This is a genomic window from Staphylococcus sp. GDH8C109P, from assembly GCF_017893405.1.
Taxonomy (GTDB): Bacteria; Bacillota; Bacilli; order Staphylococcales; family Staphylococcaceae; genus Staphylococcus; species Staphylococcus cohnii.
The window spans coordinates 347,145-364,067 of record NZ_JAESMX010000009.1; the positions used below are offsets into that span (position 1 = coordinate 347,145).

Sequence of the window (16,923 nt, forward strand, 5' to 3'; positions counted from 1 at the left end):
CTATTTTTCTGAAATTTATGTTCCAGACTCTCTATCGCGTTAAAACATGATTATATCAGTCTATAATTTTTTTCAACTTATTGATAAATTGTGCTCTTTCAGGAATTGGGAAGATAGGATGAATATGAAATAGCTGGTATCCTGGGATAAAGTTATGATGAATACCTTGAGCATTTAACACTTGCGATAATTTAACCGCGTCAGGATAAAGCGTTTCTTTTGTACCAATTGAAATGGTTATTTTTCCTAATCCATTGAATGATCCGTAAATTGGCGAAACTCTCCAATCCGTTAATGACAGTTCACCAGCCCATAAACTAATTAAATATTTACTACCCTCAACACCTAACATGGGATCAATTTTTTCATAATTGTAAACTTCAGGATGACTAAATGTACCATCCAGTACTGGTGAAATCATCACAATATCACTTGGCTGTGACATATTCACTGTTTTTAAATACTGTGCAAAAGATAATGTAATTTGGCCTCCAGCCGAATCGCCCATGATAACAACACGCTCTGAACTCACCTTTTGTTCTAATTCACGTCTATAAATCTCTTCTAGTAATTCAAAAGTTTCTTTATATGTTGCATGTGGAATTTTAGGATATATTGGCATTATTACTTTTGCATCAAAGGCTGTTGCCAACATATCTATATATTCAAAATGATATGGCAGTGGATCTTGGAACCACGCTCCACCGTGAATGTATATCACTACTTTTTGTTGACGATCTTCTTTATCATTCACAATATAATTGGTTACATTGTGAATTTTTTTAGTATAAACAGCATTGTCAAAGTTATAATTCGTACCTTCGTACTCGCCTTGTGTTTGTTCTTTAACAAATTCAAGCGCTTTTTGTGCGTTTGCTTTCTTTTCAAATGGTTGTTTCATCTTTGTTGCTCTAATCATTATTTCATACAAAAAGCTTTTATAACTACGTTTTTCTAAAAGCTTGGCGTATAAATATGAAGCTATCACACTACCACTTGCAATGGTTAATATTCTTTTTAGCATTTCATATTACCTCCAATGAACAATTACTTCGTGACTTGGTTAGTATCAACAATAAACTAAACTATATATTGTGCTCCATCCATAAGTTTAATAAACACTTAAACATTAACACCTCACACAAGCCTACCATGCTCAAATATGTTGTGTGACTAGTGCGCTTCACACATCAAAATATAGCAAATAATCCTTTTAAGAAAATGCTATAAAACGCCTTTTGGATACAATTCTCCAAAACTAGAGCGAAGTTGAATTATCGTTAACTCATTTTATTAATATGTATTGTACATTTCATTACGAAATGATGTAATGTTAATTTGTATTAAGTTAGCTCTCGAGTATAGCTGAATCTATTGAAAATGATTGATTTATCATCATTGACATATATAATTCATCATAAAAATGATGGTCCATATAAATAGATTCATGTTTGATACCTTCAATTTTGAATCCTAATTTCTCATAAAATTTAACTGCCGGAGTATTAGTTGTAATGACAGTTAATTCTAGTCTTCTTAATCCTTTACGCTCAGCCCATTTTATTGTTTCTTGAAACATCTTTGTTGCTAACCCTTGATGGTGTTTTTCATTTATCACACCGGTCACAATATAACCGATATGCTTAATTTTCGCTAATCTACTAATATGTACAGATAAATATCCTAGAATGTCATTTTCATCAGTTTTAACACCAATATAGAAATTGTGTTTAATATCATCAACAAGTCTATCTTTATTAAAACTTCTTTCATCAGGTAAATAGAGCATGTATTGTGTCTCTTGATCAATCTTTTTCATGCAAGTATACAGCGCTTCAGCTTCATTCGGACATATTCTTTCTATGCGCATAAATACTCCTCCTCAATTCAATAGATTAATCTTATCATACATTATTTTTATTATATATGATACTTGTGATTTAATTTACCTCATTTTTGTTTTAGACAATTTACTTTTAATTATAAGTTTTTTAAATTGAAACATCCTATTATTAGTATTACTTTTATGTTAATAAACTAACAACAGGATGTCTAATTACTTATAATGCACAACTATTTCATATTCATTTATGATTTTAAACTTTCATACATTATGGATAATTGGTGTTCTATTTGCTGCATATCAATAAATCTACCTTGACGATGCATTTCTTTACCGTTGAGAAAGATCAAATCAACCGGTACTGTAAAGATAGATAATTCACCAGCTATTTCTTCTACATTACTTTGATTAACCACACCTAATGGTATGTCTGGGAATTCACGCAACATGTCCTCAATTTGCGGCAATACCGCATGACAAACACTGCAATTATCTCTCATTACATGAATGACTACGAGCGGATGTTTGTTAATAAATGAATGATATTCATCCATGGAACTTAATGTTTGAGTCATATAGAACACCCTCCTTAATTATAAAGTGTTTAATATTATGCACCATATATAGTATACTTCGCAATTTATATGCTTTTGACTACAAAATGTGTACGTAATCATCATATCTAAATATATTTACAAATCATTATTGAAATTTGGCAGTAATCGTTGAATACGTGTTCTAGTTTCCTCTGTATAACCTTGTAGTCCACCTGTATGAATAAACAAAATTGTTTGTTGATCATCATATTTTCCTTCTTGAATTTCTTTAACCATACCTCTAAAAGCTTTTCCTGTGTAGGTTGGATCTAAAACAATACCTTCTTGTTGTGCAATATCAATATAAAATGCTAATTCTTCATCTGTTGCTTGTGCATAACCTAATCCAATATAACTATCATTAATGGTAATTGTATCGAATGTATCTATGTTTTCATCTAAATGATTAATGATTGTTTGCACTTTATTTTTAAAGGCTGCTGCACTTTCATTGACTGCATAACCAATTATCTTTGTCGGTAGGTTGTGACTGTGTTTACCAAACCATAAACCTGCATATGTGCCACCTGAGCCTACAGCTACATTAATAGAGTCAAAATGACAACCTAATTCAGCCTCTTGTTCTATAACCTCTTCAAAAGCATTGATATAACCATGCGTACCTATCCAATCTGATGCGCCAGTTGGTATCATAAAAGGTGTTTTGTTTTTACTTTCTAGTGTATGGCTCAATTGTGCCATCGCTATTTCTCGAGACTGATCGTCGTCAATCACATGTACATGTGCACCAAGCATAGCATCTAAGAATAAATTACCTTCAAAAGATTTCATTGTACCTTCTAACACGAGATGACATTCAATTTGATATTTTGCGCATAGTGCTGCTGTTGCTCTGGCATGATTAGATGTGATTGCACCTGTTGTAATAATCGTATCATAGCCATGATCAAATATATATTGTATCGTATACTCTAACTTTCTTACTTTATTCCCTGATATTTCAGTGCCAGTATAATCATCTCTTTTAATATAAATTTCTTTGCCTAAACGTTTACTTAAGTGTACTAACTTATGAATAGGCGTGGGTAAGTTGGCGACATCTAACTTTCTATTTAACATTATTTTTAACCTCCTGCGTCAATATTTCTTACACGTCCGGAATAAATACACTTGCCTCGCTATCTCTAGGATAATAATAACCATTTGGTATCGTTTGCAACTCAATTAAACTTCCCCATGGAGTTTTAACATATACCGTACGATTACCAGCTGTATCTTCATATTTTGTATTACTGTGAGGTTCAGAGATAGGTTCTCCTCCAGCTTGTTTGATTTTATTAAGGGATGCTTCAAAATCATCCACGTAAAATGAAATATGTGTATAACCTATGTCTTGTAAATTTACAGCGTTTTTTTGATTTGCATATACAAATTCAAACATCTCTATATTGGGGCCATCATTGAACACCATCATTCTCTTTTTAACAATTTCAGCACCATTCTCCAGTCCCAATACATGTTCAACAAATTGGCCACCTCTAGGTTCATCCATTTTAGTTTGGCTATCATAAGCAATACGACCATCTAAAGCCTCTTTAAAGAAAGCCGTTGCTATTTCAATATCAGGTACAGTTAAACCAATATGATTAATACCTCTAGCCATCAAGTCGTAATCCTCCTTATATATCCTTTTCGTCTGTTTCATATCATAGCTAATATCAGTCAATACAATAAGTTTACTAACAATTGCTTGTGACTTGGACACACCGGATACTGTTAAGCATGTGCTATACAGGCAATCAATCTAGCATTTAATGACTTTCAGCCAAGTCAAAATGATTTTTCAATAAAATATATCGATTCATATCTTGATAATTTTCACCATCATACATGTCCTGAATATCAGTTGCTACAAAATGAAAACCTGCATTTTTAGCAACTTTATTACTAGCAATATTTCTTACGTCTGCAATAATCGTGAGTTTATTCAATTCTAAAATTTCAAATGCATAATGACATATAAACACAACACTTTCCGTCGCAATTCGCTTACCTGTATATCCTTTCGCCATCCAATAACCTATTTCTGCTTTTTTATTTTTTAAATCGATTTTATGTAAATCTATTGTGCCAATCAATTCATCTTCATAATAGATTAGAAATAATTGACCTTTACTTTCAGCTTGATGTTGTATCATCATTTTTAAATATGATTTTTCCGCATCTACAGTGAGATCTTCAGTAATGAAATCTAAAAATCGTGATAAATGCGTAAAATTTTCTTGAATGGTTTCAAATAATGATTCAGCCATTTTAAGATCTGGTGGTCTTAATGAAACGTTCGGCAGTATTTCTATAAACGGTCTATATTGCATTGTCTCACCTTCTTTAATTATGTCTTATATCATATCTTATTTGTAATTTCTGAATATTTCAACATTTTAATGATTAGACATAAAAAATAGGAGTGCCTCAGATATCTAATTAATACTTTAATATCTGAGACTACTCCTAATAACATGAAGTTCAAGTTAGCTAAATGACTTAGCAAATTATTACTTAATAACCTATTATTAAGGCAATAGACATACCAATACAACATATGATTACCCATACTAAAATTAATTTCCAAGCAAATTTAAGCCACTGAGTATAAGATATCTTTCCAACAGCTAAAGCACCCATTAAAATTGCAGAAGTTGGAAATAAGACATTACTGATTGAATCTCCATATTGAAACGCAAGTACAGTAATTTGTCTATTGATATGTAATAAGTCAGAGATTGGTACCATTAATGGCATAGTAGTTAATGCTTGTCCAGAACCTGATGGTATAAAGAAATTCAAAAAGAATTGTAAGATAAACATCGCGATGATAACTGCCGAGGAAGGTACATCTGTAAGCAAGGTTGTCATACCATGTACGATGGTATCTATTACTTGGCCATTTTCTAAAATGACAATAATACCTTTAGCAAAGCCAACAATCATTGCGCCAAACAAAATATCTTTCATACCTTCTATCATGGCTTCAAATGTACCGTTGACGCCCAATCCTCCTATGACACCTGCAAGTAAACCTGCCAATAAGAAGTTAGCACTCATCTCGTTAAAGGACCAACCATAATTAAAAATACCAAACACATTTAATACGATCGCTGCAACAATGAGTAGTAAACCAACTTTCTGTCGCTTCGTAAAACGTGGCGTATCCATCGCTTCCGTAGATTGTCCTTCAACTTTTTCCAGTTCGTATACAATACTTTTCGACATATCTTGTTTCACTTTACGTGCATATATCATCACTGTTGTAATAGCTGCCAACAAGATAAAGATATAAATAATCGAACGCAACCCCCAACCTGAAAATAATGGTAACTCCGCTACAGATTGTGCAACACCTACAGTAAATGGGTTTAACATACCACCAATAAAGCCACTTGCTGCTCCAAGTATAACCATTGCTGCTCCAGTCAACGCATCATATCCTAATGTTCTTGCTATAATAATTCCAATAGGAACAAAGATAATCGTTTCTTCTGCTAATCCAATTGAAAAACCTAATATAGAAAATATCGTCATAGTCAATGGAATCATTAGTACTTTATAAGATCCTAATGTGTTCATTGCTTTATTCACACCATTTTCAAATGCGCCTGTTTTATGGACAATACCAAATGCGCCACCCACTAAGAAAATGTAAAATATAATTTCAGCGCCACTCTGTAATCCTTCTGGAATTGCTCGAAATATATCAAAAAACGAAACGCCATGTTGTGACACTTCTTGATATGAACCAGATATAACTAATGTTTGTCCATCTTTTTTTTCACGTGCATATTCCCCAGCTGGTATTAAATATGTAAGTAAACTTGCCACAACAATGATAAATAATAACAATGCATATGTATGTGGTGTTTTAAATGTTATCTTTTTAAAAATTGATTTGAACATTTTAAATATCCCCCATTAAATGGTTTTTAATTGAAAAAAATCATAATCTAAAAAATAACCTGATCAATCAATTTAATAAATTACTGTTATAATAATACACTTTATAGATATTATGCTGAATTTTCAATCTATTTTTAAATATCTTTAACTAAATCATAAAATATTATGATTTTGAACATGCATGCTTGCCTGGGGATATGATTCGAGCCTGTAGTCTCTCGTTCATATCTTTTCCCTAGGCGTCAGCACGTTACAAAATCACGATGGGAGATATTTAGTACAAATGAAAAATATTTTGACTTAAATCCATTCAAGCTAATCATTTCATGTTGCAGCTATTTTATATCTTTTAAAATATTATGATTTTAAACGTGCATGCTTGCCTGAGATATGATTCGAGTCTGTAGTCTCTCGCTCATATCATTCCTCTAGATTTCAGCACACTATGACATCATTTTAATTTATTAGGTTTCGATTCAAGACGAACGTGATGCAAAACTTCACAAAGCAAAGAAAACGCCAATTTCTATAATATTTCAATAGAAATTGGCGTTTATTTTTAGTCAGAGAAATTAAAGTCTCTAATTTTTTACTTATATCAACTTAGAAGAAACGTTTAACAGCTGTTGACATTGGAGGAATTTCATCTAAATCTAATTTTTTATCTTCAGTAATAGATCTGTATGCCCATTTACCGTAATTAATTGCTTCGTCTTTAACAATTTTACCAGGTAATGGCGCAGCATTTGGATCAACATAAACGTTGACAATTGTTGGTCTATCTTGAGCCATTGCTTCTTCTACAACTTCATCAATTCTATTAGGATCTTTAAGTGTATAACCAACGCCACCGCAACTTTCCGCAAATTGTGCTAAGTCTATATCAGTGAAGTTGATTGCATATTCTAATTCACCAGCAGCTTGTTGTTCATATTTAATGAATGATAGTTCTTGGTTATTTAAAACAAATATAGTCATTGGTAAATCATATTGTACTGCTGTTGCAAAGTCTTGCATTACCATTTCAAACGCACCATCGCCTGCTATACCCACTACTTGACGGTTAGGGTAAGCACGTTTTGCTGCTAATGCACCTGGTAATGCACAGCCCATCGTACCTAACCAACTAGAAACGATGAATTTATTATTCACTGTTAGATCTAAATAACGTGTTGACCATACAGTAGATGTACCTACATCGATTGAGAAAATCGCGTCATCTGTTCTCACTTGGTTGATTGCATCTATTAGACGTTCTGGACGGATTGGTGAACTTTCATCTGCTTTATCTTTATCCATCCAAGAATCCCAAGTTGCTTTTCTTTCTAATGTTTTATTTAAGAAATCACGATTTTTCACGTGTTTGGCACTATCTGTTAATTGTTGCAATGCTAATTTACTATCACCAATTATACCTGCATTCACGTCGAAACGATGTCCAATATTTTCTGGATTTGTATCGATTTGAATTGCTTTGATATTTTTCTTAGGTAAATAGTCAACATAAGGATAGTTTGTACCTACCATTATTAGTAAATCAGCGTCTTGAATCGTTTGATAAGACACTTTAGTACCAATTTTACCTAAGTTACCCAAATTATATGGGTGAGCATCTGCTAAGATACCTTTAGCAGGTAAAGTAATGATTGACGGAATTTTAACCGCTTCAATAAATTCTTGCACTTCGTCTTTAGCATGTTTAGCACCAGTACCGATAATCATAACCGGACGTTTACTTTTATTAATAAGCTTAGTGGCTTTTTTAATGCTACGTGGTTTTGGTGCAACACGTGTTGGTGGTGCAGTGTCCACTGGTGTATTTGTTGTATCTTTCACTTTGTTTGTCAATAGGTTATTTGGCAGAATTAAGACTGCAACACCTTTTTTCTCATAAGCCGTACGGATTGCTTCATTAACAATGCCGAATATATCTTTATCATTCTCAGAGATTTGACGGTTATAAACAGCTACATCGTCTACCATTTTGCTAATATCTGTTTCTTGGAATGCTTTTGTTCCTAAAGCTGTACTATCTGTTTGTCCTGCTAAAATAAGTTGAGGAACATTATCCATTTTCGCATCATACATACCATTAAGTAAGTGAACGACCCCTGGACCACCGATACTTAATGCAACTCCAATTTTACCAGTCAATTTTGTATGACTTGCAGCTGCTAAACTTGCTACTTCTTCATGACGTACATGAACAAATTCAATATTATCTCTTTCAGTTCTTAAACTATCTACTACCGCATCTATAGAATCTCCTGGGATACCATATAAGTGGTCTATCTCCCATGCTTGTAATGCTTTTACTAATGCTTCATTTGCTTTAATTTTTGCCATTGTAAAAATTGCTCCTTCCAAATTTTAACGATTTATTTTTACCCTAAAATAGTTAATACTGTGTTTTAACACTACGCTTAATATAAAAAGATTATGAGTATCGGGAGAACGATTGAACTTAATAATGCAGTCAAGATCATACCAATTGAACTAAACGCACCTGCTTCTAAATCAATATCAAGTGCTTGAGCTGTACCAAAAGCATGTGATGCGTTACCAAATGTTAAACCTTTTGCAATAGAAGTTTTAAATCTTCCAAATTTAATCAAATACGCACCTAAAATGCTCCCGATTAAACCAGTTGCTACGATAAATAACACTGCTATTGCATCCACACCACCCATTTGGTGAGATACTTGAATACCTACAGCAGCTGTAATTGATCTTGGTAACATCGTAACAATAACTTCTTTTGAATAACCAAACATTTTTAATATGACATAAACAAATGCAAAGTTCAAAATTACTGCTGTAATCACACTACTAAATATAATTTTACCATTAGCTAATATTTTATGACGATTTTGATATAGTGGATACGCTAATGTTACCACTGTACAATTCAACAGTTGGTGTATCCACTTTCCACCGACCATATATTGTTTATAATCTAAGTTAAATAACAATAATACAACGATAATTCCAATTGATGATATAAGTGCAGGGTTTAAAAATGGGCTCCGGTATTGAAACTGTAATTTTTTTGCTCCAACGTACATAAAAACTGTCAGTAGAATCATTAACAATGCTTTTAGAAGTACCATCTAATCTTGACCATTCCCGTATTGTTCAGCTTTAACCATTTTTTCAGCAATAAACCCTGAAATTAAAGCAACACAACATGTGCCTAGAACAATCATGATAAAGAATAAAATAAAATTAAAATTGATCATATTAGCGACATCCATAATACCTACGACAGATGGAACAAAGAAAAATACCATGGTAGCTAAGAAAAATTTAGAGCCTTCTTCTACCCATTTTGTTGGAATAATTTTAAATTGTAGTAATAAGAAAAATAATATTAATCCAACGATACTACCTGCAATCGGAATATCAAAAATCATTTGAATTTTATTACCAATAAAAGTAATACCCATAATAATTAATGCTTGAAACATAATTTTGATTATCTTTAGCGCTACCTGCAATACTCATCACCCTTTTTATTACTTTTGAACTGCTGACTATTTTTAACTACTTTGTTGATTACATGACTAAGTATAACGCGCCATTAAATATAATAAAAATATTGTTTTTTCATAATACCAATTACTTTTTTCTATGAAAGCGATTTTACATATTCCAATTAGCTATAGTTAATAAAACAAATCAACTATTTTACTATGTGTCCTTTTCAAATGATTTCATAGCATAGCTTTTACAACTAAAAATAGTGGGAACAGTATTGGAATCAAAACATCCGTTTGATTGCGCAATCTACTCCCACCAATCCCTAAAATTACTCTACGCTATGGTTGAAATTTCTATTATTAACACACAATTGATTCAATCGTTTTATTCAAATGTTGTTTCATTATCACATAATATGAATACTAACCTACGTCTTTATAAACGTTGTTTCATAAAATCTATCCATTGTCTGGTTGCATAACTTAAATATTTATCTCGTTTCCATATCACACCTAATTCCCAACTCATGCCTGGATCCTCAAGTGTTATATTTTTAAAGTCACTGTTTAATAATCCCACTATATTCTCTGGTAAAATACTTACACCTAAATGAGCATTTAAAAGATTTTCAATAAAGTTCCATTGTGAAATCTTGGATATTGTATTAGGTATATAACCTGCATTTTTTGCCGCTTCGATAATCTTATCATTCAAGTAAAAATCTTCATTAAAAAGTATAAAATCTTCGTCTTTTAGCATGCTCATTTTCACTTGTTGATATTGAGCAAGACGATGTTCTTTATTCAAAACTAATTTCAACTCTTCTTGATATAATGGCAAGGAATGGAAAATAGATTGGTCTACTGGTAATGTTGTAATTCCTATATCTATTTCATCATTAATTAATTGATGTTCAATCATTTTGCCACCGTTTTCCACTAAGTTATACGTTACATTAGGATACTGCTGATGGAATTCACCTAAAATATGAATAAACTTATTCATATTCATGACTGCAGACAAACCAATGCTAATATGACCTGTTTCTAAACCTAATAAACTATTAATTTCTTTAGGCAGATCTTTGTATAATGATAAGATTTCTTTACTTTTATGATAAAAAACTGAGCCAGCATCCGTTAGGACAAGTTGACGTTTGCTTCGATCAAACAATGGCATATTCAATTCTTTTTCAATGTCTTTAATTGCTTTACTTATCGTTGGCTGAGCGATATACAATGATTTAGATGCATTTGTCATACCTTGTTGGTTTACTACTTCTACAAAATACTTCATATGTTTAATATCCATATGCGTGCTCCTCTATACTTAACTTCAATGTGTATATCCTAGTATACGGTTATATACTATTTTTTCAATCTTTTTAGTTTATGCATTATTTAATGTATTGAAATGATTAGGACTATTGAAAAATCATCCTGATATGTATAATCAATTTCTATGCTCATTTTCACTATAAAAAAGAGAAACCAAATATCACACTTGATTTCTCCTCTTTTTATAGTAAATGATAGAATTTCATAAACTCCGCTAAATTAAGCTAAGTTAGCATTGTCTGTATTTCCTTCATCTGAATCTTTTAATTTAATTATTTTAAACCCAATAAATCCAAAAATAACTGAAATTATAGGAACTGTATAATTCACAATAGCAAATGGTGCATATTCCATTACCGATACGCCTAACGTAGATGCGATAAATACACCACATGTATTCCAAGGTACGAATACTGAAGTTAATGTTCCACCATCTTCTAATGCCCTAGATAGATTCTTAGGATGTAAGCCTTTGTCTTTAAAAGCACTCGCATACATTCTAGAAGGTACAATAATAGATATGTATTGTTCTGAACATGTAAAGTTAGTGCCGATACAAGAAATAATCACTGATGCAATCAATGAACCAGTTGTTCTCGCTACTTTTAAAATCACCGAAATTAATGCAGATAGCATACCCGAATATTCCAATACGCCACCAAAAGTCATCGCTACTAAAGTCAATGAAATCGTATAAAACATTGATTCTAAACCGCCACGATTAAACAGTTCATCTACAAGTTTATTACCTGATTCAATCGTATATCCTGTTTGCAAAGCAGTCAGCGCTTCCGTTATGCTTCCACCTTGCACAAAAATTTGAGCAAAAAATCCAAATATAATGCCGACACAAATTGCTGGAATAGCTGGAACTTTGAACGTTACTAATACAATAACTACTAAAGGTACTAACAACAACCATGGTGTAATCACAAAATTATCTTGCATAGTGTTAAGAATTGCATCGATACGCTTCGTATCAAAATTTTTATTACCATACTGCATACCAATAAAGAAAAATGCAATTAACGCAATAATCACAGCTGGGATTGTGGTATAGAACATATGTTTAATATGCTCAAATAATTCAACACCAGATAATCCTGAAGCAAGATTTGTCGTATCTGATAATGGGCTCATCTTATCACCAAAATAAGCACCACAAATGACTGCACCAGCGACCATGCCTGGAGAAATACCCATGCTAACACCAATACCCATTGATGCAACACCAACAGTAGCCATTGTCGACCAACTACTACCGATAGCTAACGCTACGACACCACATAATATAACTACAACTGCTAAAAAATAACGAGGGTCTATTAACTGAAGCCCATAAAATATCATTGTTGCTACGACACCGCTACCAATCCATGAGCCAATAACTAAACCTACAAGTATAATAATAACAATCGCTGGCAAAGCATGCCGTATGCCCTTGTACATCATTTCTTCTACTTCACTAAATTCATATCCATGCAACATAGTCACAATGATAGCGACCGCAGTACCAATCATTAGAGGAATATGAGGTTCTTTTTCTAATACAGCCACAGTTATTAACATCGTAATAATCATAATTGACAATGTAACGACTGCCGACGTAACACCTAGTGGCTTCTTTAAATCATGTTTTTCTTCGTTATGCTTATCTTTTGGCTTTAAAATAACAAACACCTACCTTTGTTAATTTATATCATACTTAAAAATGTATGCGCTTTCAATAGTGTATTTATAAATTTTTAATGAATTTTATCTCAATTAATTTATTGTTATACTTAAAATCAGCGTCATTACTCGACTTACTCTCCTGTCTGTAAACTTCAAATAATGATTTAAATGCTTTGATTTTTACAACAATAAAATATAAATGCGATTAACAAAGGTGGTATATACTAAAAAAGTCTAGACGACATTGCTTCGTCCTAGACTTTTTCATATTGTCTGTAATTGAGTTAGTAGTGCTTATGCATGAAGTGAAGTTCAGGTAATCATTTTATACTTTCTTCAATATTCGTCATCTTTGCCAAGCTGAGATGACGAAATTATTTTAATAAAATTAGATTTCTATCCGCGCTCTAAAGCATTTTTATGAGGCATATTTACTGAAATTGATAGCTATGATGACCTTTTGCAAAGCCTTTCGCCGTATAAATCCAAGAACCTCCGCCTTGTTCAATATCATTAGCACAAATCACTAACTGATCCGTCCCTGGGATAAATGCTGGATGGGTTGAACGAAGCATATGCCCTTGATCACGACCCGGGATTAAAATTTGTCCAATAGGATAACCTTTTTTATTAAACACTAATACTCTGCCCTGTCCATACATTGCTACGTATAAATTATCATCACTGTCTATACAACATGAATCTGGCCCTTCGTGTCCAGTAAAATGGTAAGGTATAGAAGCGCCAAATGGTGCAATGGTTACACCGTCTTCTAGTAAATCAATACGATGTAATCGGTTCGCATTTGTTTCAGTTACCCAAAGTGTTTTTTCGTCAGTACTTAAAGCTACGCCATTGGCAACAGCTAAATTTTGAAGCACAGGTGTTATGGATTTATAATCTGGCGCAACATAATATACGCCACCTTTAAGATTCGTAGAGTATCCTCTAAAATCAGTAAAATAAAATCCACCTTTACTATCAAACACTAAATCATCTACACAATATTCTGTGTCAATGTCTGACACAATCGTCTCTTCTGCTTCTCCCTCAGCATTAACTGCAAACACGCCGCCTGAACGCTCAAAGTCACCCAAATAACAAACAAATAATCTTCCATCCTTGTGGATTTTAACAGCTGCAGGATTTTCTTTATGTGATGTAAAAAGCTGAGTTACTTTTTTGTCTGGCAAAGTCACATGAAAAACAGTTCCCCCAAACACTTCGCAAAGTGTTAAATCACCATTTCTATCAAAGCATAAACCTTCTAATTGTAATCCTTCATCTGAAATTTCCAACCAAGGTTCTGCAGTTATTGTTTGTAGACTTTGTTCCGATGCTAAAATTGGCACCACAGAATGATTCTTGTGATCATATGATAATGCCGGTAGATTATTCCCCATCATACTCCCTCTTTTCTTTTAATCTTTTCTTTCGAGCTTGTAATTTATATTATATGGAACTCAAATCACAAAATAAAATATTTATATTTTAATTCAAAGTCATTTATTGCGCAAAAAGACGGAGTAATGAAAACAATGAGTCATTACTCCGTCAATCATATTAAATATTTTAAAGTCTCAATGATACCTATCAAAAATATAATTCAATCGCTAATATGCTTCTCTAATTTGATTGAGAATCTGTTCTGCCATAGCTGCATTTGCGCTCGGTTTTTCTTTTAACAGTTCAGCGACTCTAGCGATTTCATCACCTTGCGCACCCACAACAATTGCTAATGATTTATATTGTAAACTCATATGACCTTTTTGAATACCTTCCGAAACCAGTGCACGACATGCTGCAAAGTTTTGAGCTAAACCAACTGCAGCTACAACATGACCAAGTTCTTGTGCTGAATCAACTTTCATTAAATCTAAAGCAGCTCGAGCAATAGGTAAGACACGTGTACCTCCACCAACTGTTGCCAGTGTCATTGGCACCTCAATCGTACCAATTAATTTTTGGCGTGTTACATCATATTGCCAAGTAGCTATACCTCGATACTGTCCATCTTTACTCGCATATGCGTGAGCACTAGCTTCAGCACCACGCGTATCATTACCTGTAGCTAAGACAACTGCGTGAATGCCATTCATCACACCCTTGTTATGCGTCGCTGCACGATGAATATCTACTTGCGCTAACACAGATGCTCTTTCCATTCTACGTGCTACTTCGGCACCGTCACGTCCACCTTTGGATAGTGATTGAATATCTATCTCACCTTGTACTTTAACAACAGAAGCAGTGGCGTGATTAGATAGAATACTCATTAATATATCTACATCTTCAAGTTCCGTTTTTAAATATGCAGAAATCCCCTCTAATATTGTATTTAACATGTTAGCACCCATTGCATCTTTTGTATCTACAAATACTTTGAGCGATAATAATTCCGCTTCTGGAAAAGTATCTATTTCAATTCGACGGTAACCGCCACCTCTTTCAATAATACTAGGATAAGACTCATCTGCAATTTGCTTAATCTTCGGCTCAAGATCTTTAATATTTTGAGATAAACGTTGTGTATCCTTTACGTTATCAAAAACAATTTGTCCAATCATTAATCGCTCACTAGCTACGACATGAAACCCACCTGTTTCGTTGACTAACTTTGCACCATAGCTTGCAGCTGCAACAACAGAGGGTTCTTCAACCATCATTGGAACAACATATGATTTGTCGTCTACAATAATTTCAGGTAGTAACCCGACAGGCAACGCACCTTGACCAATCACATTTTCAATTAAACTGTTGGCAATTTCTTCTGGAATTAAAGGATGTGTTAATAACATATCGTGATTATCTTTATTCAACCAACCATAATCAAGTAGACAATCTAACTTCTCCTCACGTGATAAATGGCGAAAATCTTTACCTAAAGGTAACATTAGGCATCCCCCTTTTCTACATATAATGCGATACCTAAACCGCCACCAATACATGCAGTTGCAATCCCGTTTCGTTTATTTTCTTGTGATAAGATATTTACTAAAGTAGTCACCAATCGTGTACCACTTGCACCTATTGGATGACCTAAAGCAATGGCACCACCATATAAGTTAAGCTTATCAGGATGTATCTCTAAATTGTTTTTAACCGGTATACTTTGAGCAGCAAATGCTTCTGTCATTTCCACAACGTCAATATCATCCATGTCTTTCTTGGATTTTGTTAATAATTCCGTCACTGCATGATACGGCGCGTACCCCATATAGGTAGGATCACAGCCAATTTCCGCGTGTTCACCTAATGTTGCAATAATTTCAAAGCCTTCTTGCCTTGCATAATCCGCATCCATCAAAATAATTGTTGATGCGCCATCATTGATACTTGAAGCATTCCCACCTGTGACAGTGCCATCTTCTTTAAATATTGTTTTTAAAGTACTTAATTTTTCAATACTACTATTGCCACGAATGCCTTCATCTACCGTCATTAATTCGCCTTCATTATCTGTTAATGTAACAATTTCATTATCAAATTTACCTGCTTCTGAAGCTTGCGCTGCTTTATGTTGTGAATCGTTCGCAAACGCATCTTGTTGTTCTCGTGTGACATTATATTTTTCCGCTATTTTCTCTGCTGTAACACGCATTGGTACATTTAGAAATGCATCAGTTAAGCCGTCATGCATAAAACTTTCAACTGATGTTGCTTCTTCATCAAATAGTATTTTGGGCGCATTTGTCATACTTTCAATACCTCCAACAGCTACTACTTTTGCTTCTCCTAATTGGATTTGTTGCTTGCCAAGTATGATAGATTTTAACCCAGAACCACAAACTTCGTTAATCGTCATCGCAGGTGTTGTATTAGGCACACCAGCATTGATACTAACTTGTCGTGCAGGATTTTGGCCACTTCCAGCCTGAAGTACATTGCCATAAATGACTTGCTCTATCATTTCAGGTTTGAGATTAATGGCTGACATAGCAGCCTCTAACGTTTTTGTACCTAATTCTACTGCAGTATAATTACTTAATTTACCTCTGAATTTTCCTATAGGTGTCCGCTTGGCACTTACGATTGCTATCTTTTTCATTATTATTCTCCTTTTGAGCATATTGTAAAT

At 33.4% G+C, this 16,923-nt stretch carries 15 protein-coding genes; all 15 read right to left on the reverse strand.

Annotated elements, in window-relative coordinates:
• Positions 1-55: 55 nt before the first annotated feature.
• Complete coding sequence (locus tag KA867_RS03530; protein ID WP_210137049.1) at positions 56-1,024, reverse strand: alpha/beta hydrolase fold domain-containing protein; 969 nt, start codon at positions 1,022-1,024, stop codon at positions 56-58.
• 324 nt (positions 1,025-1,348) lie between these two features.
• Positions 1,349-1,870 (reverse strand): GNAT family N-acetyltransferase, encoded by a 522-nt coding sequence (locus KA867_RS03535; RefSeq protein ID WP_107384001.1) that lies wholly within the window; start codon positions 1,868-1,870, stop codon positions 1,349-1,351.
• A gap of 218 nt (positions 1,871-2,088) precedes the next feature.
• Positions 2,089-2,418 (reverse strand): thioredoxin family protein, encoded by a 330-nt coding sequence (locus tag KA867_RS03540; protein WP_107384000.1) that lies wholly within the window; start codon positions 2,416-2,418, stop codon positions 2,089-2,091.
• 117 nt (positions 2,419-2,535) lie between these two features.
• Positions 2,536-3,519 carry a D-cysteine desulfhydrase family protein gene (locus KA867_RS03545; RefSeq protein ID WP_210137050.1) on the reverse strand — a complete coding sequence of 328 codons (984 nt, stop codon included), beginning with the start codon at positions 3,517-3,519 and terminating at the stop codon, positions 2,536-2,538.
• A gap of 28 nt (positions 3,520-3,547) precedes the next feature.
• A complete protein-coding gene (locus KA867_RS03550) occupies positions 3,548-4,063 on the reverse strand; it encodes a VOC family protein (RefSeq protein WP_107383998.1) in 516 nt (171 codons plus the stop codon).
• Between the two features lie 148 nt (positions 4,064-4,211).
• A complete protein-coding gene (locus tag KA867_RS03555) occupies positions 4,212-4,775 on the reverse strand; it encodes a GNAT family N-acetyltransferase (protein WP_107383997.1) in 564 nt (187 codons plus the stop codon).
• A 184-nt stretch (positions 4,776-4,959) separates the two neighbouring features.
• Positions 4,960-6,354 carry a YfcC family protein gene (locus KA867_RS03560; RefSeq protein WP_210137051.1) on the reverse strand — a complete coding sequence of 465 codons (1,395 nt, stop codon included), beginning with the start codon at positions 6,352-6,354 and terminating at the stop codon, positions 4,960-4,962.
• A 603-nt stretch (positions 6,355-6,957) separates the two neighbouring features.
• Positions 6,958-8,700 carry a pyruvate oxidase gene (locus KA867_RS03565; RefSeq protein WP_210137052.1) on the reverse strand — a complete coding sequence of 581 codons (1,743 nt, stop codon included), beginning with the start codon at positions 8,698-8,700 and terminating at the stop codon, positions 6,958-6,960.
• A 77-nt stretch (positions 8,701-8,777) separates the two neighbouring features.
• Positions 8,778-9,464 carry an LrgB family protein gene (locus KA867_RS03570; protein ID WP_107383994.1) on the reverse strand — a complete coding sequence of 229 codons (687 nt, stop codon included), beginning with the start codon at positions 9,462-9,464 and terminating at the stop codon, positions 8,778-8,780.
• Positions 9,465-9,851, reverse strand: coding sequence for a CidA/LrgA family protein (locus KA867_RS03575; protein ID WP_019470016.1), 387 nt, complete (start codon positions 9,849-9,851; stop codon positions 9,465-9,467).
• 418 nt (positions 9,852-10,269) lie between these two features.
• On the reverse strand, positions 10,270-11,145 hold the full coding sequence (cidR, locus tag KA867_RS03580) for a cidABC operon transcriptional activator CidR (RefSeq protein WP_107383993.1): 876 nt from the start codon (positions 11,143-11,145) through the stop codon (positions 10,270-10,272).
• A gap of 245 nt (positions 11,146-11,390) precedes the next feature.
• Entirely contained in the window at positions 11,391-12,851 is a 1,461-nt protein-coding gene (gene nhaC / locus KA867_RS03585; RefSeq protein ID WP_107383992.1) for a Na+/H+ antiporter NhaC, read from the reverse strand.
• A gap of 425 nt (positions 12,852-13,276) precedes the next feature.
• Positions 13,277-14,251 carry an SMP-30/gluconolactonase/LRE family protein gene (locus tag KA867_RS03590; protein ID WP_107383991.1) on the reverse strand — a complete coding sequence of 325 codons (975 nt, stop codon included), beginning with the start codon at positions 14,249-14,251 and terminating at the stop codon, positions 13,277-13,279.
• 207 nt (positions 14,252-14,458) lie between these two features.
• The gene (locus KA867_RS03595; protein ID WP_107383990.1) at positions 14,459-15,739 is read right to left on the reverse strand and encodes a hydroxymethylglutaryl-CoA reductase, degradative; all 1,281 of its coding nucleotides are present in this window, start codon (positions 15,737-15,739) and stop codon (positions 14,459-14,461) included.
• Positions 15,739-16,893 (reverse strand): thiolase family protein, encoded by a 1,155-nt coding sequence (locus tag KA867_RS03600; protein WP_210137053.1) that lies wholly within the window; start codon positions 16,891-16,893, stop codon positions 15,739-15,741. Before KA867_RS03600 ends, KA867_RS03595 begins: the two co-directional genes overlap by 1 nt.
• Positions 16,894-16,923: the final 30 nt, after the last annotated feature.

Coding starts and splice junctions, on each gene's coding strand:
- KA867_RS03530 (WP_210137049.1), bottom strand. CDS start 1,024: ATGCTAAAAAGAATATTAACCATTGCAAGTGGTAGTGTGATAGCTTCA.
- KA867_RS03535 (WP_107384001.1), bottom strand. CDS start 1,870: ATGCGCATAGAAAGAATATGTCCGAATGAAGCTGAAGCGCTGTATACT.
- KA867_RS03540 (WP_107384000.1), bottom strand. CDS start 2,418: ATGACTCAAACATTAAGTTCCATGGATGAATATCATTCATTTATTAAC.
- KA867_RS03545 (WP_210137050.1), bottom strand. CDS start 3,519: ATGTTAAATAGAAAGTTAGATGTCGCCAACTTACCCACGCCTATTCAT.
- KA867_RS03550 (WP_107383998.1), bottom strand. CDS start 4,063: ATGGCTAGAGGTATTAATCATATTGGTTTAACTGTACCTGATATTGAA.
- KA867_RS03555 (WP_107383997.1), bottom strand. CDS start 4,775: ATGCAATATAGACCGTTTATAGAAATACTGCCGAACGTTTCATTAAGA.
- KA867_RS03560 (WP_210137051.1), bottom strand. CDS start 6,354: ATGTTCAAATCAATTTTTAAAAAGATAACATTTAAAACACCACATACA.
- KA867_RS03565 (WP_210137052.1), bottom strand. CDS start 8,700: ATGGCAAAAATTAAAGCAAATGAAGCATTAGTAAAAGCATTACAAGCA.
- KA867_RS03570 (WP_107383994.1), bottom strand. CDS start 9,464: ATGGTACTTCTAAAAGCATTGTTAATGATTCTACTGACAGTTTTTATG.
- cidR (WP_107383993.1), bottom strand. CDS start 11,145: ATGGATATTAAACATATGAAGTATTTTGTAGAAGTAGTAAACCAACAA.
- KA867_RS03590 (WP_107383991.1), bottom strand. CDS start 14,251: ATGATGGGGAATAATCTACCGGCATTATCATATGATCACAAGAATCAT.
- KA867_RS03595 (WP_107383990.1), bottom strand. CDS start 15,739: ATGTTACCTTTAGGTAAAGATTTTCGCCATTTATCACGTGAGGAGAAG.
- KA867_RS03600 (WP_210137053.1), bottom strand. CDS start 16,893: ATGAAAAAGATAGCAATCGTAAGTGCCAAGCGGACACCTATAGGAAAA.